The 25903-nt window shown below is 62.3% G+C and carries 25 protein-coding genes; 14 read left to right on the plus strand and 11 right to left on the minus strand.

Annotation, left to right across the window (positions count from 1 at the left end; translation table 11 throughout):
- Positions 1 to 76 precede the first annotated feature (76 nt).
- The 5 genes from ACLEJU_RS21555 to ACLEJU_RS21575 all read left to right on the plus strand — a co-directional run bounded on the left by ACLEJU_RS21555 (position 77) and on the right by ACLEJU_RS21575 (position 4406).
- Positions 77 to 1129 carry a Gfo/Idh/MocA family protein gene (locus tag ACLEJU_RS21555; RefSeq protein WP_435424549.1) on the plus strand — a complete coding sequence of 351 codons (1053 nt, stop codon included), beginning with the start codon at positions 77 to 79 and terminating at the stop codon, positions 1127 to 1129.
- A 23-nt stretch (positions 1130 to 1152) separates the two neighbouring features.
- On the plus strand, positions 1153 to 1968 hold the full coding sequence (locus tag ACLEJU_RS21560; protein ID WP_435424548.1) for a sugar phosphate isomerase/epimerase family protein: 816 nt from the start codon (positions 1153 to 1155) through the stop codon (positions 1966 to 1968).
- Between the two features lie 411 nt (positions 1969 to 2379).
- Positions 2380 to 2973: an N-acetyltransferase family protein gene (locus ACLEJU_RS21565; protein ID WP_435424547.1), complete on the plus strand. Its 594-nt coding sequence runs from the start codon at positions 2380 to 2382 to the stop codon at positions 2971 to 2973.
- Positions 2970 to 3329, plus strand: coding sequence for a cupin domain-containing protein (locus ACLEJU_RS21570; RefSeq protein WP_435424546.1), 360 nt, complete (start codon positions 2970 to 2972; stop codon positions 3327 to 3329). Before ACLEJU_RS21565 ends, ACLEJU_RS21570 begins: the two co-directional genes overlap by 4 nt.
- A 771-nt stretch (positions 3330 to 4100) precedes the next feature.
- Entirely contained in the window at positions 4101 to 4406 is a 306-nt protein-coding gene (locus ACLEJU_RS21575) for a hypothetical protein (RefSeq protein WP_435424545.1), read from the plus strand.
- 123 nt (positions 4407 to 4529) lie between these two features.
- Here the strand turns inward: ACLEJU_RS21575 and ACLEJU_RS21580 are convergent, their stop codons facing one another.
- Positions 4530 to 5462: a hypothetical protein gene (locus tag ACLEJU_RS21580; RefSeq protein ID WP_435424544.1), complete on the minus strand. Its 933-nt coding sequence runs from the start codon at positions 5460 to 5462 to the stop codon at positions 4530 to 4532.
- A 152-nt stretch (positions 5463 to 5614) separates the two neighbouring features.
- Between ACLEJU_RS21580 and ACLEJU_RS21585 the strand changes: the two genes are divergently transcribed.
- Entirely contained in the window at positions 5615 to 5905 is a 291-nt protein-coding gene (locus tag ACLEJU_RS21585) for a YceK/YidQ family lipoprotein (protein WP_435424543.1), read from the plus strand.
- A gap of 343 nt (positions 5906 to 6248) precedes the next feature.
- Here ACLEJU_RS21585 and ACLEJU_RS21590 read toward each other — a convergent pair whose 3' ends face one another.
- The 5 genes from ACLEJU_RS21590 to ACLEJU_RS21610 form a co-directional block, all read right to left on the minus strand.
- The gene (locus ACLEJU_RS21590) at positions 6249 to 7574 is read right to left on the minus strand and encodes an MFS transporter (protein WP_435424542.1); all 1326 of its coding nucleotides are present in this window, start codon (positions 7572 to 7574) and stop codon (positions 6249 to 6251) included.
- 165 nt (positions 7575 to 7739) lie between these two features.
- A complete protein-coding gene (locus ACLEJU_RS21595; protein WP_435424541.1) occupies positions 7740 to 9413 on the minus strand; it encodes an FAD-dependent oxidoreductase in 1674 nt (557 codons plus the stop codon).
- Positions 9414 to 9568: 155 nt separating this feature from the next.
- Complete coding sequence (locus ACLEJU_RS21600; RefSeq protein WP_435424540.1) at positions 9569 to 9889, minus strand: NIPSNAP family protein; 321 nt, start codon at positions 9887 to 9889, stop codon at positions 9569 to 9571.
- Positions 9874 to 11601 carry an FAD-dependent oxidoreductase gene (locus ACLEJU_RS21605; RefSeq protein WP_435424539.1) on the minus strand — a complete coding sequence of 576 codons (1728 nt, stop codon included), beginning with the start codon at positions 11599 to 11601 and terminating at the stop codon, positions 9874 to 9876. Before ACLEJU_RS21605 ends, ACLEJU_RS21600 begins: the two co-directional genes overlap by 16 nt.
- 4 nt (positions 11602 to 11605) lie before the next feature.
- The gene (locus tag ACLEJU_RS21610) at positions 11606 to 12415 is read right to left on the minus strand and encodes a shikimate dehydrogenase family protein (protein WP_435424538.1); all 810 of its coding nucleotides are present in this window, start codon (positions 12413 to 12415) and stop codon (positions 11606 to 11608) included.
- Between the two features lie 146 nt (positions 12416 to 12561).
- Here ACLEJU_RS21610 and ACLEJU_RS21615 point away from each other — a divergent pair, with 146 nt between their 5' ends.
- Entirely contained in the window at positions 12562 to 13332 is a 771-nt protein-coding gene (locus tag ACLEJU_RS21615; protein WP_435424537.1) for an IclR family transcriptional regulator domain-containing protein, read from the plus strand.
- An 18-nt stretch (positions 13333 to 13350) separates the two neighbouring features.
- On the opposite strand, the gene ACLEJU_RS21620 is transcribed toward ACLEJU_RS21615, so the two are convergent.
- The 3 genes from ACLEJU_RS21620 to ACLEJU_RS21630 all read right to left on the minus strand — a co-directional run bounded on the left by ACLEJU_RS21620 (position 13351) and on the right by ACLEJU_RS21630 (position 17330).
- A complete protein-coding gene (locus ACLEJU_RS21620; RefSeq protein WP_435424536.1) occupies positions 13351 to 15810 on the minus strand; it encodes a TonB-dependent siderophore receptor in 2460 nt (819 codons plus the stop codon).
- Positions 15811 to 15882: 72 nt separating this feature from the next.
- The gene (locus ACLEJU_RS21625; RefSeq protein ID WP_435424535.1) at positions 15883 to 16824 is read right to left on the minus strand and encodes a FecR domain-containing protein; all 942 of its coding nucleotides are present in this window, start codon (positions 16822 to 16824) and stop codon (positions 15883 to 15885) included.
- Positions 16824 to 17330, minus strand: a complete 507-nt coding sequence (locus ACLEJU_RS21630; RefSeq protein WP_435424534.1) for a sigma-70 family RNA polymerase sigma factor — start codon at positions 17328 to 17330, stop codon at positions 16824 to 16826. Before ACLEJU_RS21630 ends, ACLEJU_RS21625 begins: the two co-directional genes overlap by 1 nt.
- Positions 17331 to 17463: 133 nt before the next feature.
- On the opposite strand from ACLEJU_RS21630, the gene ACLEJU_RS21635 reads away from it, so the two are divergent.
- From ACLEJU_RS21635 to ACLEJU_RS21645, 3 genes are all read left to right on the plus strand, one after another.
- Complete coding sequence (locus ACLEJU_RS21635; protein ID WP_435424533.1) at positions 17464 to 17868, plus strand: DUF2251 domain-containing protein; 405 nt, start codon at positions 17464 to 17466, stop codon at positions 17866 to 17868.
- 60 nt (positions 17869 to 17928) lie between these two features.
- Positions 17929 to 19095, plus strand: a complete 1167-nt coding sequence (locus ACLEJU_RS21640; protein WP_435424532.1) for a DUF2314 domain-containing protein — start codon at positions 17929 to 17931, stop codon at positions 19093 to 19095.
- Positions 19096 to 19244: 149 nt separating this feature from the next.
- Entirely contained in the window at positions 19245 to 19775 is a 531-nt protein-coding gene (locus ACLEJU_RS21645; protein WP_435424531.1) for an HAD family hydrolase, read from the plus strand.
- A gap of 62 nt (positions 19776 to 19837) precedes the next feature.
- Here the strand turns inward: ACLEJU_RS21645 and gstA are convergent, their stop codons facing one another.
- Positions 19838 to 20443: a glutathione transferase GstA gene (gene gstA / locus ACLEJU_RS21650; RefSeq protein ID WP_435424530.1), complete on the minus strand. Its 606-nt coding sequence runs from the start codon at positions 20441 to 20443 to the stop codon at positions 19838 to 19840.
- A gap of 377 nt (positions 20444 to 20820) precedes the next feature.
- On the opposite strand from gstA, the gene ACLEJU_RS21655 reads away from it, so the two are divergent.
- The 3 genes from ACLEJU_RS21655 to ACLEJU_RS21665 all read left to right on the plus strand — a co-directional run bounded on the left by ACLEJU_RS21655 (position 20821) and on the right by ACLEJU_RS21665 (position 23486).
- Positions 20821 to 21804, plus strand: a complete 984-nt coding sequence (locus tag ACLEJU_RS21655) for a DUF1852 domain-containing protein (RefSeq protein WP_435424529.1) — start codon at positions 20821 to 20823, stop codon at positions 21802 to 21804.
- A gap of 27 nt (positions 21805 to 21831) precedes the next feature.
- Positions 21832 to 22866 carry a methionine synthase gene (locus ACLEJU_RS21660; protein WP_435424528.1) on the plus strand — a complete coding sequence of 345 codons (1035 nt, stop codon included), beginning with the start codon at positions 21832 to 21834 and terminating at the stop codon, positions 22864 to 22866.
- A gap of 110 nt (positions 22867 to 22976) precedes the next feature.
- Entirely contained in the window at positions 22977 to 23486 is a 510-nt protein-coding gene (locus ACLEJU_RS21665) for a flavin reductase family protein (RefSeq protein ID WP_435424527.1), read from the plus strand.
- Positions 23487 to 23504: 18 nt separating this feature from the next.
- On the opposite strand, the gene ACLEJU_RS21670 is transcribed toward ACLEJU_RS21665, so the two are convergent.
- On the minus strand, positions 23505 to 24431 hold the full coding sequence (locus tag ACLEJU_RS21670) for a LysR family transcriptional regulator (protein ID WP_435424526.1): 927 nt from the start codon (positions 24429 to 24431) through the stop codon (positions 23505 to 23507).
- Positions 24432 to 24568: 137 nt separating this feature from the next.
- On the opposite strand from ACLEJU_RS21670, the gene ACLEJU_RS21675 reads away from it, so the two are divergent.
- Positions 24569 to 25870 carry an NAD(P)/FAD-dependent oxidoreductase gene (locus ACLEJU_RS21675; RefSeq protein ID WP_435424525.1) on the plus strand — a complete coding sequence of 434 codons (1302 nt, stop codon included), beginning with the start codon at positions 24569 to 24571 and terminating at the stop codon, positions 25868 to 25870.
- The last annotated feature ends 33 nt before the right edge of the window (positions 25871 to 25903 follow it).

Raw genomic sequence — 25903 nt, forward strand, 5'->3', positions numbered from 1 at the left:
GTTCTACATTGTTTAGTGTCGATTCTGGAACTTGATTTCACAATCGGCACCACAATAACGACAAGAGGACAGTGCGTTGAACTCACCCCTACGAATCGCCCTGATCGGCGCCGGCATCATGGGCCGCCAGCATTACCAGCACCTGCGCCGGCTGCCGCAAGCCCAGCTGTGCGCCGTGGCAGACCCAGGCCCACAGGCCGAGGCGTTTGCCGCCGAATGCGGGGTTGCCTGTTTCGCCGATCACCGGCAGATGCTCGAACAGGCGCGGCCCGATGCGGTGATCGTCGCCAACCCCAATAACCTGCACGTGGCCACCGCCCTGGATTGCGTCGAGGCTGGTGTGCCGGTGCTGGTGGAAAAGCCGGTGGGCGTGCACCTGGATGACGTGCGTGCGCTGGTCGAGGCCTCACGCCGCCGTGGCGTGCCGGTGCTGGTCGGCCATCATCGCCGGCACAACCCGCTGATCGCCAAGGCTCATCAGGTCATCAGCCAAGGCAAGCTGGGCCGGCTGATCAATGTCACTGCGCTGTGGCAGCTGCAAAAGCCCGACAGCTATTTCGAGACGCCCTGGCGCCGTGAGCCGGGGGCAGGCTTTCTGCTCACCAACCTGATCCACGACCTCGACCTGCTGCGCCACCTGTGTGGCGAGGTGGTGCAGGTGCAGGCCTTCACCCGCAACGACGTGCGCGGCTTCGCCAACGAAGACAGTGCCGCAGTGCTGCTGCAGTTCGCCAACGGCGCGCTGGGCAGCCTGACCGGTTCCGACGCGGTCGCCGCACCGTGGAGCTGGGAGCTGGATTCCGGTGAAAGCCCGATCTACCCACGCCAGGACGGTCAGCCCTGCTACCTGCTGGCCGGTACCCAAGGGGCGCTGAGCATTCCGCAGCTCAAGCGCTGGCATTACGCCGAGGCCGGTTCCGGCTGGCACACGCCGTTGCTGCAGAGCGAGGAAGCCATCCCTGCAGGCGAGGCGCTGACCTTGCAGTTGCAGCACTTCATCCGAGTGGTCCAGGGCACTGAGGCGCCGCTGATCGATGCCGCCGACGGTGGCCGCACCCTGGCCCTGGTCGAAGCGATCCGCCAGGCTGCCGAAACGGGCCGGGCCTGTGCGCCAGAACTGATCGCCTGATTTCTCGTTCTTAGGTAAATGACATGACCGACCGAATCTTTTCCCTCGCCGCCCTGACGGTGCTCGAACTGTCCCCGCCAGACATGGTGGAAGCCGCCGCCCGCGCCGGTTACAGCCATGTGGGCCTGCGCCTGGTGCCGGCCACCGAGCAGGAGCAGCACTTCCCGCTGGTGGCAGACGCCGATCTGCGTCGGCAGACCCAGGCCCGCCTGCGCGATACCGGCATCCAGGTGCTCGACCTGGAGATCCTCCGGCTCAAGGCCGACACTTGCGTGGCCGATTTCGAACCGATCCTGGCAGTCGGCGCCGAGCTGGGCGGCACCGAGCTGCTGGTGGCTGGCAACGACCCGGATGAAGCGCGCCTGACTGCCCATTTTGCCGAACTGTGCGACCTGGCCGCCGGCTATGGCATTCACCCGCACCTGGAGTTCATGCCCTGGACCGACGTGCGCGACCTGCGCCAGGCCATGCGTGTAGTGGCCAACGCCGACCGGGCCAATGGCTGCGTGCTGGTGGATGCCTTCCACTTCAACCGCTCGCGCTCCTCGCTGGACGACCTGGCGAAGCTGCCGGCGCACTGCATGCGTTATGCCCAGCTGTGCGACGTCGCAGGCACCGTGCCCGCCGACATGGACGAGATCCTGCGCCAGGCGCGCAACGAACGGCGCTTCCCGGGGGAGGGCGATGCCGACCTGGTGGGGCTGTTGCGTGGCTTGCCGGCGAGCGTGCCATTGAGCCTGGAGATTCCCACCCGGCAGCTGATGGAGCAGGGCATCAGCGGTGAGCAGCGTGCACGCATGGCACTGGAGAAGGCCAAGGCCGTACTGGCCAGCGTCTGATCTCAGCACGGGCTGCACCTGTGAGAGCCGGCTCTCATAGAACTGCACAGGAGTCATTGATTTTGCGGGGCTGTGGGAGCAACTGTCTTGCCCAAATGTTAAAAGCTGGCGCCATTCCTGTGGGAGCGGGCTTGTCCCGCGAACACCGGCGAAGCCGGTGCCATCCAACGCGCCGCCTGCTTCGCGGGACAAGCCCGCTCCCACAACAGCCACTGTTCTCTGCGCGACAGCGCAGACCGGAAGGGCTGGGTGATCTCTCACAAGACTATCTCGAGCACAAGACAACGTCGCACCCCGTGCTGATGGTGTCGCCCAGAGCATGATGGCAACCATTCAACCCGGCTACCCTGCCACCCTGTCAAAGGAGTAATCCTCGAACACCTACCACCCGATCCCATGGAAGCCCTGTACATGCCTGTCGAGTTCAGACCCGCTCAAGCTTCGGACGCGCACGATATTGCGCGCTTCTTTCAACTGACCTCGGAGGGCATGGCCGATTACATCTGGAGCAAGCTTGCCTCACCTGGCGAAACATTGCTGAGTGTCGGTGCGTCCCGCTATGCCAGGGAACAGGGCGACTTTTCATACAAGAACTGCCTGATGGCCACTTTCGAAGGGCGCGTCATCGGCATGATGCATAGCTATGTCTTGCGCGAGACTCCTGACAGGCCTGTCGAGACAGACCCGGTCCTCGCGCCTTATTCCGACATGGAAATACCCGACACCTTGTACATATCCAGCCTGGCTCTGGATGAGGCCTGGCGCAGCCAGGGGCTGGGCGTGCAGTTTCTTCGCCATGCCCAACAGCGCGCCGAGGACGCTGGCCTGGATGGGCTATGCCTGATCGATTATGCCGAGAACCACGGCGCACGCCGCTTTTACGAACGTCATGGTTTTCAGATCGTTAAAACCTGCCAGATCGTTGCGCACCCGATGCTGGGCGTAACCGGTGAAGCCTATTTGATGTATCGCCCTAGCCACAACGTACTCGAGAAAAAACCATGAACAAGCAACTGACCGTGTTCCGCGAACTGGATATCCAACCGGTGCGCGACCTTCCCTTTTTTGAAGAGGTCGTGGAAGGCGACCCTCATACGCTGACGTCCAAGTACTATCACGATGAACAGCAAGGTCGCATTTCCGGGGAATGGGAAGCCAGCACCGGCGCGTGGCGCATCGACTACAAAGTCTGGGAGTTCTGCCATGTTCTGAGTGGATGCTGCGTCATCGAGCTTGAGGGTTGTGCCCCCGTCACACTGGCCGCTGGCGACACGTTCATCATCGAACCGGGCGCCAAAGGCAAATGGACCGTGCTGGAAGACATGAAGAAGAACTTCGTGATCCTCTTGCCTGCGAGCTAGAGACGGTGTCGCGTTTCATCCAGCGCAATGCAAGGACAGTTTGCATGCTTACCCGCTGGCGGCGCTCGAATGTTCCGTTGCGCCTGTCAGCTACCTTGTGGGAGCGGGTTTACCCGCGAACACCGGCACAGCCGGTGCCATCCGCCGCGGCGCTTGCTTCGCGGGTAACCCGCTCCCACAGGGTGCGCGTAGCGCTCACGATATCGTTTCTTTTTGAACGGCAGCCCTGGGTCGAAAGCTGCCGTACGCGATAGGCCGCTCACGACCCGTTGCGGCCGTTCACCGTGACTCGTCTGCGCCTATGAGACCGAGCGCCGCCCGCGCGGCGCATCGCGGATAAATCCGCTCCTACATCTGTTTCGGGCCAGTCACTCCTGTGAAGCCAACAGGGACCGCCTTGTTTGCATGGCGATGCATTTCGGTGGGTGCTGATGCCGCTTCACCTGTCTCCAGTCATGCACTAAGGCGAATCCTGTTGACGGCACAGGAGAGATTCGCCCGAAACAGATGTAGGAGCGGATTTATCCGCGATGCGCCGCGCGGGCGGCGCTCGATCTCATAGGCGATGTAAGTTTCACGGCGGATACATCCAAACACCGCCTTCGACCCCAAGGCATGGACGGTCCGCAATGGGTCGATAGCGGCAATTCGCGACCGGCAGCTATCGCCCCATAGCTGCCACTCGTGGTAAACGAATTCCACTGCCAGCCCCTTACGGTAGCCCCAGGAGAAATAAACACTATGGACTGTGTAGCAATCGTGCTTCTTGGCATGTGGCTTTACGCCATCTGGTCACTTATCACATTGCCGTGCAAGATCTTCGGCATGAAGCGGCGATCCCAGGACATTCGGGCCTTTCTGACGCGGCGGCGACTTCTCTTTCTTGGCGGGCTCTACCTGATCGCTGCACCGCTGGCAGGATTGGTCATCTTGGGCATTAGTGGCGCCGGGATAAGCGGCAGCAACGCATCGGGCGTGTCCGATACGCTTGTAGTTCTTGGCTGGCTGAATCTATGGACGTTTCTGGTGGCCGGCTGCTTTGCCTTGAGCGGCGCCTACCTATGGCGGCGCTGCTGATAACTCAGGTGAGTGCTGCATAAAACGGAGGCACTCTCAGCGACCCGCCTGAGTTCATTCAGCCTCAGCGCACGATGAGTTCGTCAGGAAAATAAACGCCCATAGAGCCGTTGGTACGTATTCCTAGCACCTCACCGGCCATGCTCTGCACCACCGCTGCCCGCCCTCGATGAGCGTTCCAGTGCGTCGATCCTGAGCTTGTGCGTCCGGTGGCAGGCTGAACAGCATCTGGCCCTGATCAAAGCTGACCTGGATATCGGCCGGATAGTGAATAGCGCCGAAGTTGAAGGGCTGGTTTGCGGAGCCTCGCCACCAGTGCCCATCCCCATATGGGCGATCCAGCATCATGCTCAGTGAGCGCAGTTCGATCCCCAGTAGCTTGACCGGGCGTTCCTCGGACCTAGCCTCCCAACCCGTGGTATTTGAGAACACCTCTACCGGGCCAGGCCAGACAATACCGCCCAGCTCGGTACCTGGCGCCAGCGTGCATTGGTGCATTTTCCACTCGGAAAACGTGAAATGAGCACCGAATGGAAAGCGGAACTCTACCTCCCCTGGGGCACATTTCCATCCTGCCAGGTCATGGGCCGACAGCGTCTCGACCGTCGCGAAACCGTGGCCCTGCGCCAGTTTCAGACGACGCACGGGCATGCCCATGATGTTGCCTGGCGTGCGGTCGAAATCAGCATGATCCAGGCTCTGCATGCCATAGGGCACGGGATCGCCGGACAGGTCGTTGAAAGGTTCCAGGTATTGCAGGTGGACCTGCGTACCAGCCGGAAGCACCAGGTCACCGAGCACTTCCTCGTGTTTGAGGCGGGGATTGTGCGAACGCCAATCCTGCCAGAGTCTGTTGGTGGACTCGATGTAAGGCACACTGCCGCCTGCCAGCAACATCAGCAACAAACCGAACCTCCAGCGCCGCGCCACCATATAACGACGGCTTCGCGGAATCAGCAGGGCGATCAGGCCGGCGATGAAAAGCCAGAGAAAAACTTCGGAAAAGATGTAGATCATGTAGCCGAGCAACATGAGCGGCATATCGACAGGAATCATGGACGTCCTTGTAAGTCCTGATGCAGACCGCGCAGAATAAACCAGCTCACACTGATGCACCACGCCCGGCTCTGGAAGTCGGATGTATGCTGCCAGGGCGCCCCGATTGAGCTTCAGCGCCACAGACGACAACCAAAACTACAAGGGAATGTATGCTTGCAAAAATGCTGCTGCTTGCAATCGTGTTATCTCTAGGCGGCTGCTTCAGCACTATTGGCCACATGAGTGGGGAACGCTGCGTTTATCACGGCACACGCGCATCCTGGGCCTGGGCAAATCACCCAGACACGTTGAGCAGTTGGCCATTTCTGATCGATACGCCGTTTTCTTTTGCGCTGGACACCCTCTTGCTGCCCTACGACCTTACGGCCTTTCTACCTGACAGCATGGGTGGCGACCGAAGCGAATGCGTGATCAAAGGTGGGTTGAACGTCATTATGTAATCAGCCCCTTTAACCGCGAACACGGGCGAAGCCTGTGCCATCCTCCGCGTTGCCTGCTTCGCGGGTGAACCCCGCTCCTACACGGATCGAGCCTGCTTTCGGACGTTGAGTAAGACAGTCTCTCCCCAAAGATTGCTGTTCGGCTCACCGGCAGCAACGGGTCGAAAGCAGCCGGTCGCGACAGACCGCTTTCCCAGGAATCGCGCCAGCTTTAAGAAGTTGAGCAGGGCAGTTGTTCCCGCAAGTACTGCACAGGTCTCGGGGCCGGTGGTTTACCTGTGGAACCCAGGCACGCATAAAAAAGGGCCCATCAGGGCCCCACCGAGGTAACTAGAGTTCGCGCTTATTGGGCTTCGATCTTGCGCGGCGCCATGAAGTACATCCAGATCAGCGCCAGGAAGTACATCGCCGGGATCATGGTGAACAGCACGGCATAGTTGTTGTTCGTCGCCATCAGCACACTGCCGACGATCTGCGTCATGAACATCCCGCCAATCGCCGCACACATGCTGGCAAAGCCGAACACCGTGCTGATCAGGTGCTTGGGCGTGTAGTCCATCACCAGGCTCCAGATGTTCGCGGTCCAGGCCTGGTGTGCGCCGACTGCCAGGGCAATGGCCAGCACCGCGATCCACAGGCCGCTGGCATGGGCGGCGAAGGTTACGCTGACCATGGTGCAGGCGAAGATCAGCATCGACACCAGGCGCGCGGTGGTGGCGCGCACGCCGCGGCCGATCAGCCACGAGGACAGGATGCCGCCGCCGATGCTGCCGAAGTCGGCGGTCAGCCAGATCAGCATCAGCGGGATGCCCATCTGGGTCACGCTGATCCCCAGGTTGTACTGCTGGTTGAGGAACGGCGGCAGCCAGTAAAGGTAGAACCAGAACACCGGCGCGGTGATCGCGTAGGCGACGGCGAAGGCCCAGGTGCCACGCATGCCGAGGATGCGGCTGAAGGGCAGGCGCGCCACCTCCGGCTCGACGTCCTGCTGGATGTAGTCGAGCTCGCTCTGGCGCACGCTTGGGTGCTCTTCCGGGTTGAAGTACTTCAGGCCCCAGAACACCAGCCAGACCAGGCCCAGGCAGCCCATGGCGATGAACGCGGCCTGCCAGCCCCAGACGGTCAGAATCAGGGGTAGCAGGGCCGGGGTGACCATGGCGCCGACGTTGGTGCCGGCGTTGAACAGGCCGGTGGCGATGGCGCGCTCGCCGGCAGGGAACCACAGGCGTACGGTCTTCACGCAGGCCGGATAGTTGGCCGCTTCGGTCAGGCCGAGGATGAAGCGGCAGACCATGAAACCCGCCGCCGAGGTGGCCAGGCCGTGGGCACCGGTGGCCAGGCTCCACAGCAGCACGGCGGCGAAGAAGGCGCGCTTGACGCCGACCTTGTCGATCAGCCGGCCCTGCAGCACGAAGCCGACCGCATAGCCGACCTGGAACCAGAAGTTGATGTTGGCGTAGTCCATCGCCGTCCAGCTCATGGCCTTGGCCAGTTCCGGCTGCATGATGCCGAGCGCGGCGCGGTCGATGTAGTTCAAGGTGGTGGCGAAGAACACCAGGGCGAGCATGCCCCAACGGGTCTTGCCGACGGCGAAGGCGCCACGGATCTTGTCGCCGATGCCGGCGGATGGCAGCCGTGGGCTGGCGGTGGTGAGCTTGGAGTGGTTCATATCCTGGTCGTTTCTTGAAATTGTAATGAACGGCTTTTTCTCGAACGTGACCTGGCCCCAGGCAGGGGGTACACGCAAGGCCGTTGCATGGTGAGCAGTGAATCGGCGACCGTCAATTCGCAGGAGGGGGCTATTGTTCGATAACCGAACAATAGCGAACCCCGCTCACACGCTGGCCAGCGTCTTGCCCGCCAGATAGCCGAAGGTCATGCCCGGCCCCAGGGTGATACCACCGCTAGGATAATGCCCGGCCATCACGCTGTGCATGTCGTTGCCGACCGCGAACAGGCCGGGTATCGGTTGCTGGGCGTGATCGAGCACGCGAGCCGAGGCATCCGTGTACAGGCCGGCGAAGGTGCCGAGGCTGCCAGGCAGCAGTTTCACCGCATGGAAAGGGCCGTGCAGCAAGGGGCGCAACGAGGGGTTCGGCCCCTGCAGCGGTTCGCCCTGGGCCTTGTTGTAGGCCGAGGCGCCGCGCTGGAAGACCGGGTCTTCGCCCAGCGCGGCATGGCGATTGAAGTCGGCCACGGTGTGTTGCAGTTGCGTGGCATCGATCCCGCAGCGCTGCGCCAGTTCTGCCAGGGACTGGCCGCTGAACAGGTAGCCGCGGCGCTGATAGAAGCCGGTCGGGAATGGGAACGGCTTGGCCCAGCCGATGCCATAGCGCCGTTGCGCGGCGTGGTCGCAGATCAGCCAGGCCTCGTGGGGGGCGCCCTGTGGCGTGGCGGCGAATAGCGCATTCATGAAGTCGTGGTAGCAGTCGGCTTCGTTGACGAAACGTCGGCCATCACGGCGCACGGCGATGAAGCCTGGCTTGGCGCGGTCGATCAGGTGCGGAAAGTGGCCAACGCTGCCGTCACGACGCGGCACACGCGAGACCGGTGCCCAGGCGCCGGCATGGGTAAGCGAGGGGCCAAGCCGGGCGCCGACCTGTTCACCCAGGCGCAGGCCGTCACCGCTGTTCTGCGGCGGTGCGGCCGAGTGATGCTGAGTGCCGTCGGGCGCATGGGGCATCAGCTGGGCAATGCGCTGGGGATCGTGGGCAAAGCCACCACACGCCAGCACCACGCCACGGCGCGCGTGGATCACCTGGCCATCGGCGAACTGGGCGCCGTCGATGCGCCCATTGCCGAGCAAGCGAGTGGCCGGTTTGTCGGTGACCAGTGTCACGCCGAGGTCCAGCGCGCTGCGCAACAGGCGGGCGACCAGGGCGTTGCCGTTGACCAGGTGCAGGCCGCGCCGATGCAGCAATAAGTCGCGACCATGGCGCAGCAGGCGCTTGCCGACGTGCAGGGCGGCCTTCGGCGAGCGGTGGGCATTGAAGAACGCAGCCATGTCCGCGCCACCGGCGATGCCCATGCCCGCCAGGCTTACGATGTCCAGTGGCGGGCGAAGCATGTGCAGCCACGGGCCAAGCAGCCGACCGTCGAACGGCAGCGCGCACAGCGAGCGCCCGCCGCGTGCGCTGCCGTCGCCTTCACGCATGTCGGGCATTTTGCTGCCGGACTGGAACTGCACGGCGGTGTGCTGCTGGAAGAACGCCACCATTTCCGGGCCATGGCGCAGGAAGGCGCGCTGGCGAGGGTCCAGTTCGGCGACCTGGGTCTGGGCGCGCAGGTAACGTTCTGCTGCGTCGTCAGTCTCGACGATGCCTTCGGCAACGGCCAGCGGGTTGCGCGGAATCCACAGCCAGCCCCCCGACCAGGCACTGGTGCCGCCAAGCTGGCTGGCCTTTTCCGCGACGATCACCTTGAGACCGTGATGCGCGGCGGTAACGGCGGCCGACAGGCCAGAGGCACCGGAACCGATGACAAGTACGTCGCACGCAAGGGGTTGCATGAATAGATCCTTATGCAGTCAGGCACGGTCATTGTGGAAGCGGCCTTGTGTCGCGAAAGGGCTGCGCAGCAGCCCCAAGGTTGCAGCGTTTTCGCCAAGATTGCTGGGGCTGCTGTGCAGCCCTTTCGCGCGTCGGCGCTTCTCAGAGATGAGGGTTATTGCAGCGGCGAAAAGCCCGTGGGCCGCAGCAGTCGCGAGTGCAGCTGCAGCACTGCGCCTAGCTCCCGATTGCGCCGCGAGAACTCTGCCCAGCGTGGGTCGGCTGCCATCGCGGCACGGCGTGCCATGCGCTCGTCGAGGCTGGTGTAGGCCCATATATGCACCACCTGGTTGACCTCGCCGAATTCGCTGGTGAAGAAGCCCACCAGGTTGCCCAGGTGCTCGCTTTGCACCTCCAGTGCATGGCTCTGGTACAGGGCCAGCCAGTCGGCCATCTTCAGCGGGTCGAGGGTGTAGGTTCTCAGTTCGTAGTACATGCGGGTTGCTCCTGTTGGGTGGCGGGCGCCTGCAGGCGCTCGGCGATATGGCTGGCTGCGATCCAGCCGAAGGTGAGGGCGGGGCCGAGGGTGATCCCGGGGCCGGGGTAGGTGCCGTTCATCATTGAATTCATGTCGTTGCCCACCGCATACAGCCCGGCTATGGGCGCGCCGCTGCGGTTCAGTACATTGGCATTGGCGTCGGTCACTAGGCCGCGTGCCGAGCCGAGGTCGCCGGTATGGAGGCGGATGGCGTAGTACGGCGCCTTGGTCAGTGGCGCCAGGCAAGGGTTGGGCTGGTGTTGAGGGTCGCCCATGTAGCGGTTGTAGCTGTTGCCGCCCTTGTCGAATGCGCGGTCGATGCCGTTGCGGGCGTCGGCATTGAAGTACTCCAGTGTCTGCTGCAAGGCCTGGGGATCGACGCCGATGGCCTCGGCCAACGCCGCCACGCTAGCGGCGCGGTGCAGGTAGCCAGCGGTGACCAGCGCTGTGTTGTCCACCGGCTTGGGTCGGGCCAGGCCAAGGCCATAGCGGTTCATCGCCTCGGCGTCGCAGATCAGCCAGCAATGGCCGATACCTTTGGCGAACATGGTCTGTACGAAGTGGTGGTACGAGTTGGACTCGTTGACGAAGCGCCGCCCGGCCGGGTCGATCGCGATCACTCCAGGCTTGGCGCGGTCGGTGACCAGGTGCGGAAAGCGCTCGCGCACGCCATTGGCATGGCGCAGCTCGGACACCGGCGCCCAGAAGAAATTGGCCGCCAGGCCGTCGCCCTGGGCCGCTGCCACCGTCTCGCCAAGGCGCAGGGCGGCGCCGTCATTGGTGGGAGGCGACATGCTCAAGTGTGACGCTGCGGCATCCGGGCGATAGCGGGCGGCCAGCAGCCCGGCGGCAAAACCGCCCATGGCGCAGACCACGCCTGCGCGAGCCTGCACCCGTACCCGTCGGCCTTCGCGCATCACCACCACGCCGGTCACCTTGTCGCGTTCGACGATCAGTTCCTCGGCCTCGCTGCGCAACCACAGTTCAGTGCCGTGGGCAAAGGCGCTGCTGGCCAGGCGCGCGATCAGTGCGTTGCCGGTGGTCAGGCGAGTCCCTCGCGGGTGGCGCAGTCGATCGCGCGCATAACGCGCCATCAGCTTCAGGCAGTGCCACAGCGAGGCGGGTGAGCGGCGCAGGTTGAGGAAGTGCTGGATGTCCACGCGGTTGACCATCATGCCGCCGAACAGCAGCATGCCGGGCGGTGGCATCTTCAGGTCCTTGAAGCGCGAGCCGAGGTGGCGACCGTCGTACTCCACCATCTCCAGGGCGCGGCCGGATTCGGTGGCGCCGGGTTCGTCGGGGTAGTAGTCCGGCGAGTGCGGGCGCAGGCCGTAGCGCAGTTCTGTGTTGTGCTCCAGCCAGCGCAGGGCCTGGTGACCCTGCTCGATGAAGGCATCCACCAGCGCCGGATTGTAGCCTGCGCCGATGATGGTCCTCAGGTAGGTGCGTATGGCTTCGGGGGAGTCCTTGGCACCGGCAGCCTGGGCCTGATCGCTGCCGTAGATCCACGCCGCGCCGCCGGAGATCGCCGAGGTGCCGCCAAAGCGTTCGGCCTTTTCTACCACCAGCACCTTCAGCCCGCGGCGGGCTGCCGTGGCGGCGGTGGCGAAGCCCCCGGCACCGCTGCCGAGGACCACCAGGTCGAACCCTGCTTGTTCGCTAGCGCTCATGGCTTCAGATCTCCAGCGGGGTGACGCCCATGAAGGCGCCAAGGTGGCCCAGCTGGGCGAAGGCCATTTGCGCACCGGTCTGGACCGGGCAGCCGCGTTCCCGCGCCTTGTGCAGCAGCGGGGTGATTTCCGGCGAGGTGACCACGTCGGCTACCAGCGTGGCGGCGTTCAGGGTCTGCAGCAGTGCATCCGGCAACGGCAGCTCGCCGCTGTCGCCCATGCCGACGGGGGAGGCGTTGACGACCAGGTCGAAGTCTTCCAGCGAGCGGTACTGTGTGGCGATTTCCAGTTTCGGAAAGGCAGTGCCGAGCACTTCAACCAGCGCCCCGACGCGTTCGGCGCTGGGGTCGCCGAGGGTGATGCTGGCGATGCCCGCTTCACCCAGCGCATATGCGATCGCACTGCCGACTCCGCCGCAGCCCACCACCAGCGCGCGCTTGCCGCAGGCCTCGAAGCCATGCTGGCGGGAGGCGCTGAGAAAGCCCGCGCCATCGACGTTGTCGCCCAGCAGGCGGCCATCGCGCTCGCGGCGGATCACGTTGACTGAGCCCAGTGCCTTGGCGCGTTCGCTGAGCCCGTCCAGTTGTGTGGCCAGGGCCTGCTTGTAGGGCACCGTAACCACGCAGCCGCGCAGATTGCGCCAACCACGCAGGTTGTCGACAAAGGCGCCCAGCGCCGTTTCCTGCAGGTCGATGGGAAGCATCGCCAGATCGCGGGCGTTGTTGGCGAACCAGGTGTTGAAGTTATCCGGCGACTTCACCTGGGCGATAGGCGAACCGACGATGGCGACCAGTTCTGTCGAACCTCGGATCATGCTGACCTCCGTTATGGCTGTTGTTGTGGAGGCCAGCTTGGCTGGGGGGCGGTGTCATCAACAATGCGCTTATCGGGCGTTCAGTGCGATAATCGCAGCCATCAAGCGGTAATCGCATTGAATGCCATTTTCCAAGAGCCGAGTTCATGCCCCAGCCCGAGATCCACCCCCGCGACCTGATCGCCGGCCTGCAGAAAGGCCTGGCGCTGATGCAACTGTTCAGTGCCGAGCAACCACGCCTGAGCGTGCCCCAGGCGGCCAGGCTGTCTGGCCTGACCCCCAGTGCCGCACGGCGCTTTCTGCTGACGCTGGTGCACGAAGGCTTTGCCGAGACCGACAACCGCCATTACTGGCTGACGCCCAAGGCCCTGCGCATCGGCCAGGCCTATGTCGATTCGGCGCAGTTGCCGCGCATGCTGCGGCCGATCGTCGAGCAGGTGGCGCGCCAGACCCAGGAGCACGTGTCGGTGGGCAGCCGTGATGGCGACGAGATCATTCACCTGGTGCGCAGCCGCTACAGCCACATTGCGTCGTTGTCGATCCGCCCCGGGTCGCGAGTGCCGATGTATTGCACGGCAAGCGGCCGGGTCTGGCTGGCGTGGCTGGAGGAGGGGCTGCGGGAGGAGTACTTCACGCGCAACCCGTTGAGTGCGTTGACGCCCTACACCCAGACCGACAGGGCGCAATTAGAGGCTGAGTTGCAGCGGGTGAGGGCGCAGGGCTACAGCATCGTCGATCAGGAGTACGAAATCGGCATGCGCGTGCTGGGTGTGCCGCTGCTCGACCGCAGCGGCCAACTGAAGGCGACGTTGACGATCACTACCCATGCTTCACGGTTGAGCATCGACGAGATGCGCCTGCGCTACCTGGCTACGCTGTATGAGGCGCAGGCGCTGCTCAAGCCAGTGCTGGATTGAACGGGTACGCCGGCTGCCTCAGAAGTCAGCTCTCAGTGTAACCGTGTAATTGCGCGGCTCGCCGTAGACGTTGCTGGCGTTCAGCCAACCGATCGAGGAGTAGTACTTCTTGTCGAACAGGTTGTTGCCGTTGAGGGCGACGCTGAAGTTCTGGTTGATCTGATAGGCCACGCGGGCGTTCCAGATGGCATAGCCAGCCTGTTCGATCTTGTCGATGCCGTTGGTGCCCCCCTGGTTGGTGTTGTGGTTCTTGCTCTGAATGTTGGCGCCGGCACCGACGGTCCATTGGTTCAGCTCGCCAGGCAGGTTGTAGTCGCCCCAGAAGCGCAGCAGATGGCGTGGTGTATAGCTGTTGAAGGCGGAGCCGGAAGCCGAGCTGCCATCACCCGGGTCGTTGAGAAATTTGGTAGAGGTGTAGGTATAGCCGGCAAACAGCTGCAGGCCGGCCAGCACTTCGCCGCTGATTTCCGCATCGAAGCCCTCGGCGCGCACCTTGCCGCCTGCCACATAGCAGTTGTTTCCGCCGTCCTCTCCGCACTGCGAGGCGTAATCGTACTGGGCACGGTTTTCCTGGTCGACGCGGAACACCGCGAAACTGGTGTTGACGCGGCCATCCATCAGTTCGCCCTTCAGGCCGATTTCGTAGTTGGAACCTTCGATCGGCTTTAGTGGCGCGAGGTCCTCGCTCAGTTCGGTCTGTGGCTTGAAGATGTCGGCGTAGCTGACATAGGCCGACCACTGATCGTTCAACGCGTAGATGAACCCACCGTATGGGGTGACTTCGCCGGTTTCCTTCGCGTGTGCAGGGTCTGGCGATGTGGTGGTGAAGCGTTGCAGTTCGTAGTCGTACTGGTAGTTGCTGACCCGTGCGCCCAGCACCAGGGTCAGTGGCTCCGCCAGCTTGTAGCGCACCACGCTGTACACGCCATTCTGCCGAATCTTGGCCTTGGACACTCCGGCATAGGTGGTGTTGAGCATTTCATCCAGGGTCGGTTCGCGCGGGGAAACCGGGTCGTAGATGTTCATCGGGCCGAGGTTGAGCAGACCGCCTTGCAGGTCGTCGGAGCGCAGGTCGCTGGCGTTGGCACCCACCACTACCTCGTGCTCCAGGCCGAAGGCGCGCCATTTGCCGGTGAGGTTGATGTCGGCGCCTTTGTTGATGTTCTCGAAGTCATACAGGTAGGCGCGCGACTGCATGCCATTACCGGTTGCCGGGTCGACGGCGCCACGGCCGAAGCTGTAGAGGATATCGTTGGTTTCGCGGATGTAGCTGCCGGATGCTTTCAGGCGCCAGTCATCGTTGAAATCGTGGGTGATATCGGCGAAATAGGTCGTCTGCTTGTTGTTCCACTTGTTCCAGTCGGCACCGGTGAAGGTGGAGCGGCCGACGTTCACTGCACTGCCGTCCTTGTTGCGCGGCAGGCCGCCAAAGAACGGGGTCGAATGCAGGTCTTCCACGCTGGCACCGGCGGCGATCACGGTGGCGTCGGTAAGGTCGTATTCAACAATGCCGTACAGCACGTTCTTGCGGCTTTCTGCCGTGTCGTAGAAATAGTCGCGGTCTTCATGGCCGGCAACCAGGCGACCGCGCAGCTTGCCGTCTGCGGTCAATGGGCCGCTGGCGTCGACGGTCTGCCGGTAGGTATCCCAGGAGCCGGCACTGGCAGTGATGGACAGTGACGGTTCAGCCTTGGGACGTTTGCGCACCAGATTGATGGCCGCGCCAGGGTTGCCGCTGCCTTGCAGCAGGCCATTGGCGCCGCGCAGGATTTCGACGCGGTCGTACAGTAGCGTGTCGGACGTGAAGCTGCTGCCAATGCCGTAGTAGCGACGGTCCAGGGGTACGCCGTCATACTGGATGGTCTCCACCTCGAAGCCGCGCGAGTAGATGTACTTGCCGCCGGACGGGCTCTGGTAGGTGGTGATGCCCGTCGTGTGTTCGAGCACTTGGTCAAGGGTATCGAGGCGCTGGTCGTCCATCGCCTTGCGCGTGACCACGCTGACCGATTGCGGGATGTCCTTGAGGCGGTGGCTGCCCTTGCCGATGGTAACCGCGCTGGACGTGTAGCTGCCGGAGTTCTCGGTGGTAGCTGAATCCTGACGGCCGTTGATGTTCAGGGGTTCAAGGTTTACAGCGTCGCCGCCGCCCAGCGGTTGCAGCTCCAGGCCGTAGACGTTGTCGCCGCGCCGCACGGCGCGCAGTCCGCTGCTGGTCAGCAGGCGTTGGAAGCCGTCCTCGATGCCGTAGTTGCCCTGCAGGCCGGGGCTGGAGAGGCCGCGGGTCAGTTCGGAGGTGTACTGCAGGGTGATTCCGCTTTCACTGGCAAATCGCGCCAGTACCTGGGCCAGGCTTCCGGAAGCGATGCTGTAGGCATGCGGTGCCTGGGCGGGTGCCGCAAAGGCCGAGAGGCTGGCGCTCTGCAGCGCAACGGCGAGGGCGAGGGCGGTTTTGGAAACCTTCGTAGTAGAGCGGATCATCGAGAAATTGTCCTTATGTGTGGCAGTTCCACAGGTAAGGACTGATGAGCTGAAAAAACGGGCCAATTCTTCTCAACGCGCCTTCACGGTCACCCAATAGCGGGTGCGGTAATCCACACTGACCGGCAGCGTGGCGGGTAGCGCGGCCAGGATCGCGTCGGTGTTGCCCAGCTGGAACGTGCCGCTGATGCGCAGCTCGGCAACTTCGGGCTGGCAGCGCAGCCAGCCTGAGCGATAGCGATCAAGTTCACTCAGGAATTGCCCCAGGGGCATTTCTTCGACCATCAGCTGGCCTTGAGCCCACAGGCTGTCCTGCTCGCGGGCAAGGCCCTCACGGCCCTCGCCTTGGGCATCGAAGGCCAGCTGCTGGCCTGCGGCGACGGTTCGCCACGGTCCCTCAAGGGGCATCGCCCGTACTGCGCCCTGCAGCACGCTGAGTTGCGTACTGCGCTCGCATTGGCGGACCACGAAGCGGGTGCCCAGGGCCTCCATCAGGCCTTGATCGCTGGCTATGCGCAATGGCCGGTGCTGGGGGCTGGCGGCATCGGGCCCGCTGTCGATCAGGATCTCGCCGCGATGCAGTGTGATCAGGCGTTGCTGCGCCTCGAAATGCACGCTCACGGCGCTATCGGTATTCAGGTCGAGCACGCTGCCGTCCATCAATGTGAACTGCCTGTGCTGGCCGACGACGGTGGCATAGGCTGGCTGCGGCGACAGTTGGCGGTAACCCAGATAGCCAAGCGGCGCGACAATGGCAAGGGCCAACAGCTGCTTCATCGCCTGCCGTCGTTCGCGGTCCAGCGTGCCCATTGCCAGGCGGGAGGGCAGCAGGCCCAACTGCGCGCGCACGCGCTCTGCCTTCTGCCAGGCCCGCTCGTGCTCGGGCGCGGCGGCACGCCAGCGCGTGCAGGCATCGCGTTGATCAGGGCTGACGCCTTCGTCGAGCATCAGCATTTGCCAATGGGCGGCCTGGCGTGCCACTTCGGGGTTTATCTGCGGCATGCTGGCAGCCATCAGGTGTCTTCGTCGAACAGGATGCAGGCTTCAAGCGCATTGGCCATATGCCGCTTGACCGTACGCTCGCCAATGCCCAGGCGGCGCGCCACTTCGATGTAGCTCAGGCCTTCCAGTTGCACCAGCAGGAACACCGACCGCACGATCGGCTTGAAGGTATCGAGCAGGGCGTCCAGTTGCTGCAAGGTCTCACGCATGGCCCATTGCTCTTCGGCAGACAGCGCGAACAGCTCAGGTAATTGCGCGAGCATTTCGAGGTAGGCACGTTCCAGCGACTGGCGGCGAAAATGGTCGTAGACCAGACGCCGGCTAATCGTTGCCAGGTAGGCCCGGGGCCGCTGCAGGCTGAGGCTGGCGCCCGCCTTTTGCTGGGCCTGAAGGATACGTAGGAAGGTGTCTTGCGCCAGGTCGGCGGCCTGGGCCGAACAGCCCAGCCGGCGATACAGCCATTGCTTGAGCCATCCGTTGTGCTCGGCGTAGACCTGACTGAGATCGTCGTTGATCACGGGTATCCCTCCGGGTTGAGGAGCGCACCTTAGATGATAACGATTATCAAATCAATTTCTTTGCAGGTGGTTGCAGCCGGCATCATTCGCTGGGCATCATCAACCTCTCTCAACCACGCCAAGGAATGCCGACATGCCTGCCTATCTTGTTGCGCAGAACGAATTGCTTGTAGGGGACGGCCTGGTGGTCGAGGCGCCGGCCGGGGAAGGGCCTTACGCCGTGGTGTTCGAGGACGACGAGGAAACCGGCTATTTCTACGCCCTGGATTCCTCGGGCGGCGGCAACCCGATCCAGAATGCGTTGCACATCTACGACGTGGAGAGCGTCGCCGACCGGGACAAGCCCTCGACGGTCAAGATTGCCTGGTCCGAGGACCACCGCAAGGCGCTGCTGCTGATCAACGATTACCCCCATGCGGTCTTCGATTTCGAAGCCAAACAGGGCCATTGCCGTACTGGGTTCCCGTTGCCGATGGACAACGGCTGGTCGCACGCGGGCCATGAGTGGGATGACAGCGCACTGCGGCATTTTGCCTGACGGTTTTCAGTGGGCACCTGGCAACAACCTTTCCGAATCAAGCACAAGGACGAGCCGCTCATGACGGAGCAGATGATCTATAGCGTCGAAGGCGAGAGCCAGGCATTGAAGGAAGCCGTGGCCAGCGCCCAGGCGACGTTCAAGTTCTACTGGCGGGAAATGTCATGGGAGGCACGTCGCATCGTCAAGTGCCTCGACATGGCGGCCGTCAAGTTGTCCTTCATGCTTGATCCGGATGACCCGGATATCCCCGTGGTCGAAAACATGTGGGTCAGCGATGTCGACTTCGACGGTGAAACAGTCACCGGTGTGCTGATGAACGAACCCCGCTGGGCGACCGAATTCAAGTCTGGCGACTCGGTGTCGCTACCTTTTGCGGCGCTCAATGACTGGATGTACGTCCGTGGTGGCCACGTGTATGGCGGTTTTACCGTCGATGCGTTGCGCAGCAGCATGAGCGACGACGAGCGAGCCGGGCATGACGCAGCCTGGGGCCTGGACTTCGGCGAGCCGGGTACCATCGAAGTGGCCCCCGCCGCCGAGGGCCACGCACCCTGGCTGCTGTCGCGGGCATTGAGCAGCGTGGCGGACCAGCAGCTGCTGGCGCAGCTGGACCAAGGCGACCATCCCATGGCCGTGAACATGCGCGAGAAAATCGAAGAGGCGTTGCAGCAATACCCCGGCATGATCACTGATCTCGACGACGGTGGCTGGTTGCTCCTGCATCGGGAAGTCCTGGCGGGTAACTACCCGGTGGTACAGGCACTGTTGCGTCACGGGGCCAATCCGCTGGCGACCAACAGCAATGGCCAGACGTCGCAGGCGCTGGCGCATGAAGCCGGCTGGCCACGCATCGCGCGGTTGCTGCAAGGTGATGTGGCCGATGAGCCTGAGCCGGTTGAGGCCAAAGGCTTCTCGCTGCGGCCTGTCGGGCTGCTGCTGGTCGTAGTCGCGCTGACGTGGCTGTACTTTCTGGTGGTCGCCCCCGTGAATAGCGCCAGGGCAGGGCACGCGGTCGAAGTGGCAGGCAAGTGGGACTTCGTGACTGCCGTTTTCGTGCTGGGTTTCGGGGCCTTCTGCAGCAATGGCGCCGGGTACTTCAAGCTGCGCCAGCGGACCCCGCAGTGGGGGGGATGCCGGGCATTGGATATCGGCGCCATGCTGGTCGCACTGTTGATTGCCTTTGCATTGCATGATCAGGTGCAGCGCTACGTCATCGGTCTCTAGCTTCGGTAGGCTCGGGCGATCAGGATCAGTTTCACATGCGGGGGACAAGTTCCATGCATGAACCTATCAACGGTATCGAGGCGGTGGTGTTCGATCTTGGCGGCGTGCTGGTCGACTGAAACCCACGCTATCTGTTTCGCAAGATCTTCGTGGATGACGAAGTGGCGATGGAGGCGTTTTTGGCCAACGTCTGCAACGCGGCCTGGAACGAGCGCCAGGACCGTGGCCGATCATGGGCGGCGGCGATCGAGGAGGCCATTGCCGAGCACCCGGCGCATCAGGCGCACATCAGGGCATACCGCGAGCGTTGGGAGGAAATGCTGGCCGGCGCCCTGGACGGCACGGTCCAGGTGCTGGACGAACTGCACAGTGCCGGCGTGCGGCTGATTGCCTTGACCAACTGGTCGGCAGAGACCTTCCACTATGCCGAGCAGCGTTTTGCGTTCCTCGAGAAATTCGAAGGGGTGCTGGTGTCGGGAAGGGAAAACCTGATGAAGCCTGAACCGGAGATTTTCCAGTTGCTGCTTCGCCGATATGGGCTCGCCCCGTCGCGCACGCTGTTCATCGACGATGTGCAGAAGAACGTGGATGCGGCGAAAGAGCAGGGGATGCACGCCGTGCGCTTTGTCGATGCGCAGCAACTGCGCCAGGCGCTTGTAGAGCTTGATCTGGTGCGGTAGTAGGTTGGGCCGCCGATACGGAGCCAGGGGCCGCTATGCGGCCCCTTTTTTGCCCTTCAGAGTCAGATCAAGCCTTCGGCCTGGAGGGTTTTCTGCACGGCCGGGCGGCTGGCGATGCGTTTCTGGAACGCCGCCACCGATGGCCAGGGTGAAAGGTCAATGCCCAGCATCGGCGCCCAGTTCACGATGGTAAACAGGTAGGCATCGGCCACGCTGAAGTGCTTGCCGGTCAGGAAGTCGTTGCCTTGCAGGGCCTTGTCCACGAAGCCCAGGCGTTTGCCGAAGGTCTCTATGGTCTTGCTCTTGGCTTCTGGGCTGATGCTTGGGTTGAACAAGGCGGCGAGGGTCTTGTGCACCTCGGTGCCAATGAAATTCAGCCATTCCTGTACCCGCGCGCGTTCCAGCGAGCCTGCAGGGGGCAGCAGGTTGGCCTGGGGTTTCTGGTCGGCAAGGTACTGGATGATGGCCGGGCCTTCGGTGAGGACTTCGCCGTTATCCAGTTGCAGGGCGGGAACGTAACCTTTGCTATTGATCGTGTAGAAATCCGCGCCGCTGGCGGTCGTGTGCTGCTTGAGGTCTACTTTTTCGACGGTGTAGGGCAGGTCCAATTCGTTCAGGACAATGTGCGGCGAGAGCGAACAGGCACCTGGCGTGTAAAAGAGCTTCATTTTCTTCTCCCATTCGAGCGGGTCAGTCGTGTGAAGGCTGGCGAGGTGAGGCACTGTGCAGCGCACAGGTTATGACACCAAAGCAGCCTTTCACGCAAGCTGCCTTGCGAACACTTGAGCGGTTATCGACTCAACGGCGAAGCAGCACGCAGGCTGTTACCCACTCGCGGATTCGAGTGCAGCCCTCGGTGGCTCTTCATCTGAATGTTGATTAGACATGAGCAGCGCTAAAGTTTTTTTGAAATCAATTCAGTGGTCTTCGCTCAAAACCGTCCTTTAAAATGCCCCTCAATCAGAAACAATGCATAACGCGTTAGCTGAGTAGCAGAGCGATACAGTGCATTGAAACCATTACGAGATCAGGGTGTCAGGCCAAAATGAGCAATGACTTTGCATTTGCCATCAAGAGTATTTGTTTCGATGAGAATTATCAGCCATCAAACAAAACGCGCATCACTACCAATTTCGCCAACTTGGCGAGAGGGGCCAGTCGCCAGGAGAACCTGCGCAATACCTTGAAGATGATTGATAATCGCTTCAATGCGCTAGCGCACTGGGATAACCCCAAGGCGGATCGGTACTCGGTCGAACTTGAGATCATTTCTGTCGAAATGAATATTGCGGCCGAGCACAGCGATCATGCGCTGCCCTTGATTGAAATCCTGAAAACGACGGTCGTTGACCGTCAGACCAATGCACGCATAGCCGGCATGGTGGGGAACAACTTCTCATCGTACGTGCGGGATTATGACTTCAGCGTGCTGTTGCTGGGGCATAACAAGGACCGGGCGGCGTTCAGTACACCCGATAACTTTGGCGATCTCCACGGCAAGCTGTTCAAGTCGTTTGTCAGCTCGCACGCTTACAAGGCGCACTTCAACAAGCCGCCTGTCATCTGCCTGAGTGTCTCCAGTGCCAAGACTTACCAGCGCACGGAGAATCAGCATCCGGTACTCGGTGTTGAATACCAGCAGGATGAATACTCCCTGACCGATGAGTATTTCAAGAAGATGGGCCTGAAAGTTCGTTACTTCATGCCGCCGAACAGTGTTGCACCCCTGGCCTTCTATTTTGCCGGTGACTTGCTGGGTGACTACACCAACCTGGAATTGATCAGCACCATCAGCACCATGGATACGTTCCAGAAAATTTACCGTCCTGAAATCTACAATGCGAACTCCGCAGCTGGAAAGTCTTATCAGCCCAGCTTGCAACATCAGGACTATTCGCTGACGCGTATTGTCTATGACCGAGAAGAGCGGGGCCGGCTCGCAATTGAGCAGGGGAAATTTGCCGAAGAGCACTTCATCAAACCGTTCCACGCCATTCTTGAACAATGGTCTGCGCGTCACGCCGCTTGAATCGTCCAACGTACAAGGTCTTTTATTGTGAAAAAATTGCTCCCCACATCAACGGCTGGCAGCTTGCCTAAACCTTCCTGGCTTGCAGAACCTGAAAAACTTTGGTCGCCGTGGAAACTGGAAGGTGATGCACTGATCGAAGGCCAGCAAGACGCCCTGCGCTTGGCTTTGCAAGAGCAGCAACACGCCGCTATCGATATCGTCAGTGATGGCGAGCAAACACGTCAGCACTTCGTCACGACCTTCATCGAGCACCTCGATGGCGTGGATTTTGAAAAGCGTGAAACCGTCAGGATTCGTGATCGTTACGATGCCAGCGTGCCAACGGTGGTAGGTGCCGTTGCTCGTCGCAAGCCCGTATTCGTCGAGGATGCCAAGTTCCTGCGTCAGCAAACCTCGCAACCGATCAAATGGGCGCTGCCAGGCCCGATGACCATGATCGACACGCTGTATGACGCGCACTACAAGAGCCGCGAAAAGCTGGCTTGGGAATTCGCCAAGATCCTCAACCAGGAAGCCCGCGAGCTTGAAGCGGCCGGCGTCGATATCATTCAGTTCGATGAACCCGCTTTCAACGTGTTCTTCGACGAGGTGAACGATTGGGGCGTCGCAACGCTGGAGCGAGCCATCGAAGGCCTCAAGTGCGAAACTGCCGTGCACATCTGCTACGGCTACGGCATCAAGGCCAACACCGACTGGAAAAAGACCTTGGGCGCTGAATGGCGTCAATACGAAGAGGCCTTCCCCAAGCTGCAGAAGTCCAGCATCGATATCATCTCGCTGGAGTGCCACAACTCCCACGTGCCTATGGACCTGATCGAACTGATCCGTGGCAAGAAAGTGATGGTAGGCGCCATCGATGTGGCCAACCACGCTATCGAAACCCCAGAGGAAGTCGCCAACACGCTGCGCAAGGCCCTTCAGTTCGTAGACGCCGACAAGCTCTACCCATGCACCAACTGCGGTATGGCGCCGCTGCCCCGTCACGTGGCAAGAGGCAAGCTCAATGCGTTGAGTGCCGGCGCGGAGATTGTCCGCCAAGAGCTCTTGAGCCAGCGCTGAGCCTGAGTCGAAGGTGGCAAGCGAAGGCGCAGGTGGCGTTCAGCCCGAATGCTCGGGCTGATTCGCCCTTCATTGCACCTTCGAGCGGTAATCAATACCCAGGAACTACCATGTCATTCCCTGATACTGCTATCGAGCCGACGAGCTTTCGCGAAGCGCTTGGGCACTACGCGTCCGGCATCACGGTGATCACGACGCATGTCGATGACGAGCCGATTGGCTTCACCTGCCAATCGTTCTACAGCGTGTCGATGAGCCCGCCGCTGGTGTCATTCAGTGTCATGTCCAACTCGGCCAGCTATCCCAGAATCCGCCTGGCAGGCCGCTTCGCGGTCAACATTCTGTCCGGTGAACAGGTCAATATCTCCAACCAGTTCGCTCGGCGAGGCACGGACAAGTGGCACGGGGTCGAGTGGCACCGATCGCCTTTGGGCAATCCAATCATTGCTGGCAGCCTGTACTGGCTCGATTGTGAAATCCACGCAGAGCACGAAGCGGGCGACCATCTGATCGTGATCGGTGAGGTGAAGGCGTTCAACCTGCAGAAGGCTGCTGATTCGCAGCCATTGCTGTACTTCAAGGGACAATACTGCAACCTCGCTGAACTCGCCGCGGTTTGAGCGCGCCTTCGGTCCTCCTCATTCTGCCCGAAGCGATTTTCCCGGCTGCATGGTCTGCTCCACCTGTTCTTCGAACCAGCTCAACACTGCCTGGCACGCGGGATGAGCAACGCCGCTGTCCCGTAGCCACAGGGCATACACACCGCCAGTCTTCAGGGCTTCGCCGAACGGCACCACCAGGTCGCCGCGTACCAGCGCGTCGTGGGCCAGCATGCGGTCGGTCATGGCGATGCCCAAGCCGCGGGCGGCGGCGTCCAGCGCCAGGTCGTCGAGGTTGAACAGCAGGTGCTGGTAGTTGTGCACGGGCAGGTTTTTCTGCGCCTTGAGCCACAGGTTCCATTCGTAGCGCGAGGTGGAGCCGTGGATCAGCGAATGCCCGGCCAGTGCTTCGGCCGAACGGGGCAGGGCGCGGCCGTCGTTCAGCTGCGCGGCGCACACCGGGATCAGGTATTCGTCGAACAGTGGCGTCAGCCGGCGGTCGTCCAGGCCGTCAGGCAGGTACAGCACATAGGCATCGCAGTCACCGCCTTCGTCCACCCGTTCCCCGCTGACGGTCTCGATGGACAGGGTCAGTCCCGGGTTTACCGCATAGAACGAACTCAACCGTGGCAACAGCCAGCGCACTGCCAGGGATACGAATATGCGGATGCGGAAAGGGCGGTCCAGGGGCGCTGGCGCCAAGCGCTGTTCCAACGTGCGCAGGGCCTTGAGCAGGTCCCGCGCCACCTCGTAGACCTCGCGACCGTGCCCGGTAAGGGCGACCTTGCGGCTGGTGCGGTCGAACAGCACGGTCTGGTAGTGCTCTTCCAGTTGCTGAATCTGCCGGCTGATCGCGCTCTGGGTCAGGTGCAACTGGCGGGCGGCTTCGGTGAAGTTGCGGGTATCCGCAACCCGGACCAGCGCCAACAGTGCTTGCAGCGAGGGCACACGAAGGTTTGTATCCATGCAAATTCCGAATGGATGGATGAATTATTAGCGTTAGAAGTCTCCGTGCCATCTCCTTAGATTAAGGGCATGCAGCGGGCTTTCGGGGATCTTTGGTCGATCACGCCTGCGCATCGATTGTGAAGGAGTGACAGACAATGAACAACCACTGCGGCTGGATCGCCCTGGCTGGAGAGTCGCCGGTAAAGCCGCGCCTTTTGGGCACGCACCAGGCCGACTGGCTGATTATCGGCGGCGGCATCACCGGCCTCTCGGCAGCCCACACCTTGGCGCGGCAATTGCCCTCGCAACGGGTGGTGTTGCTCGACCGCCAGCGCGTCGCCCAAGGTGCGTCGGCGCGCAATTCCGGGTTTGTGGTCAGCCATGAGTTGCCAGGGGCTGACGAACTCATCGGCACGGCGGGGTTTGCCGGCTACCAGGTCGCGTCGCGTATTGGCGTGGCGGCCGGGAATGAGGTGCGTCGGCGGATCGCCGAACTGGCGCTGGACTGCGAGCTCAATGATGGCGGCTACCACTTTGCGGTGCATGAACCGGCGCATCTGCAGCAGGTCGAGCAGACCCTGGAAACACTTGCAGCCGTGGGTGCCCAGGCGCAGTTCCTCGAAGGCACGGCTTTGCAACAGCGCCTGTGCTCGTCGTTCTATGCCCGCGCCATTCACTGCGCGGGTGGCAACGGGCTGATGCAGCCGGCCCGCTACGTCAAAGGCCTGGCCGACAGCCTGCCGGAGCAGGTGAAAGTCTTCGAGCACAGCGGCGTCACCGCGCTGCGCCGTCGCCCAGGCAAAGGCTGGACTGCGCATACCGAAGCAGGCGAAGTGCAGGCCCGGCAGGTCCTGGTCTGTGTGGGCGCGTTCCTGCCACGGGTCGGCCTCAAGCGCAGTGGCACGTTCCCGCTGGAGCTGAGCGCCAGCATCACCCGTCCGCTCACCGAAGGGCCCTGGCAGCAATTGTTCGACGACCAGGGCTGGGGTGTGCTGTCCACCTTGCCGGGTGGCTGCACCTTGCGCCTGCTGCCGGGGCGCCGCCTGCTGATCCGCAACACCGTTGAGTATCGCCAGCGCGACATCGATGCCGCTGGCCTGGCGGTACGCCAGCGCGAGCACCTGGGGGGCCTGGAAAAGCGCTTCCCGGGCATCACCGGCCAGGACCTCGAATACACCTGGACCGGCCACCTCAGCGGCACCCGCTCCGGCGAGCCGTACTTCGCCCGGGTCGAGGACGGCTTGTATGCCGTGGCCGGGTGCAATGGCTCCGGTGTCGCCCGCGGCACCTTGTGGGGCCGCTTGCTGGTGGAGATGGCCATGGGCGCCGATTCGGCCTTGCTGAGCGATGTGCTTGGCCAGGCCCGCCCGGGCTACCTGCCGCCACGGCCGTTCTTCGACCTGGGCGCCAGCGTTCGCATGGCCTGGGAAGTGCGCCGCGCCCAGGGCGAGCGCTGACCTACCTTTCAAACAAGAACAAGAGAGCGAATC

This window comes from Pseudomonas sp. SMN11 (assembly GCF_052041945.1).
Taxonomy (GTDB): domain Bacteria; phylum Pseudomonadota; class Gammaproteobacteria; order Pseudomonadales; family Pseudomonadaceae; genus Aquipseudomonas.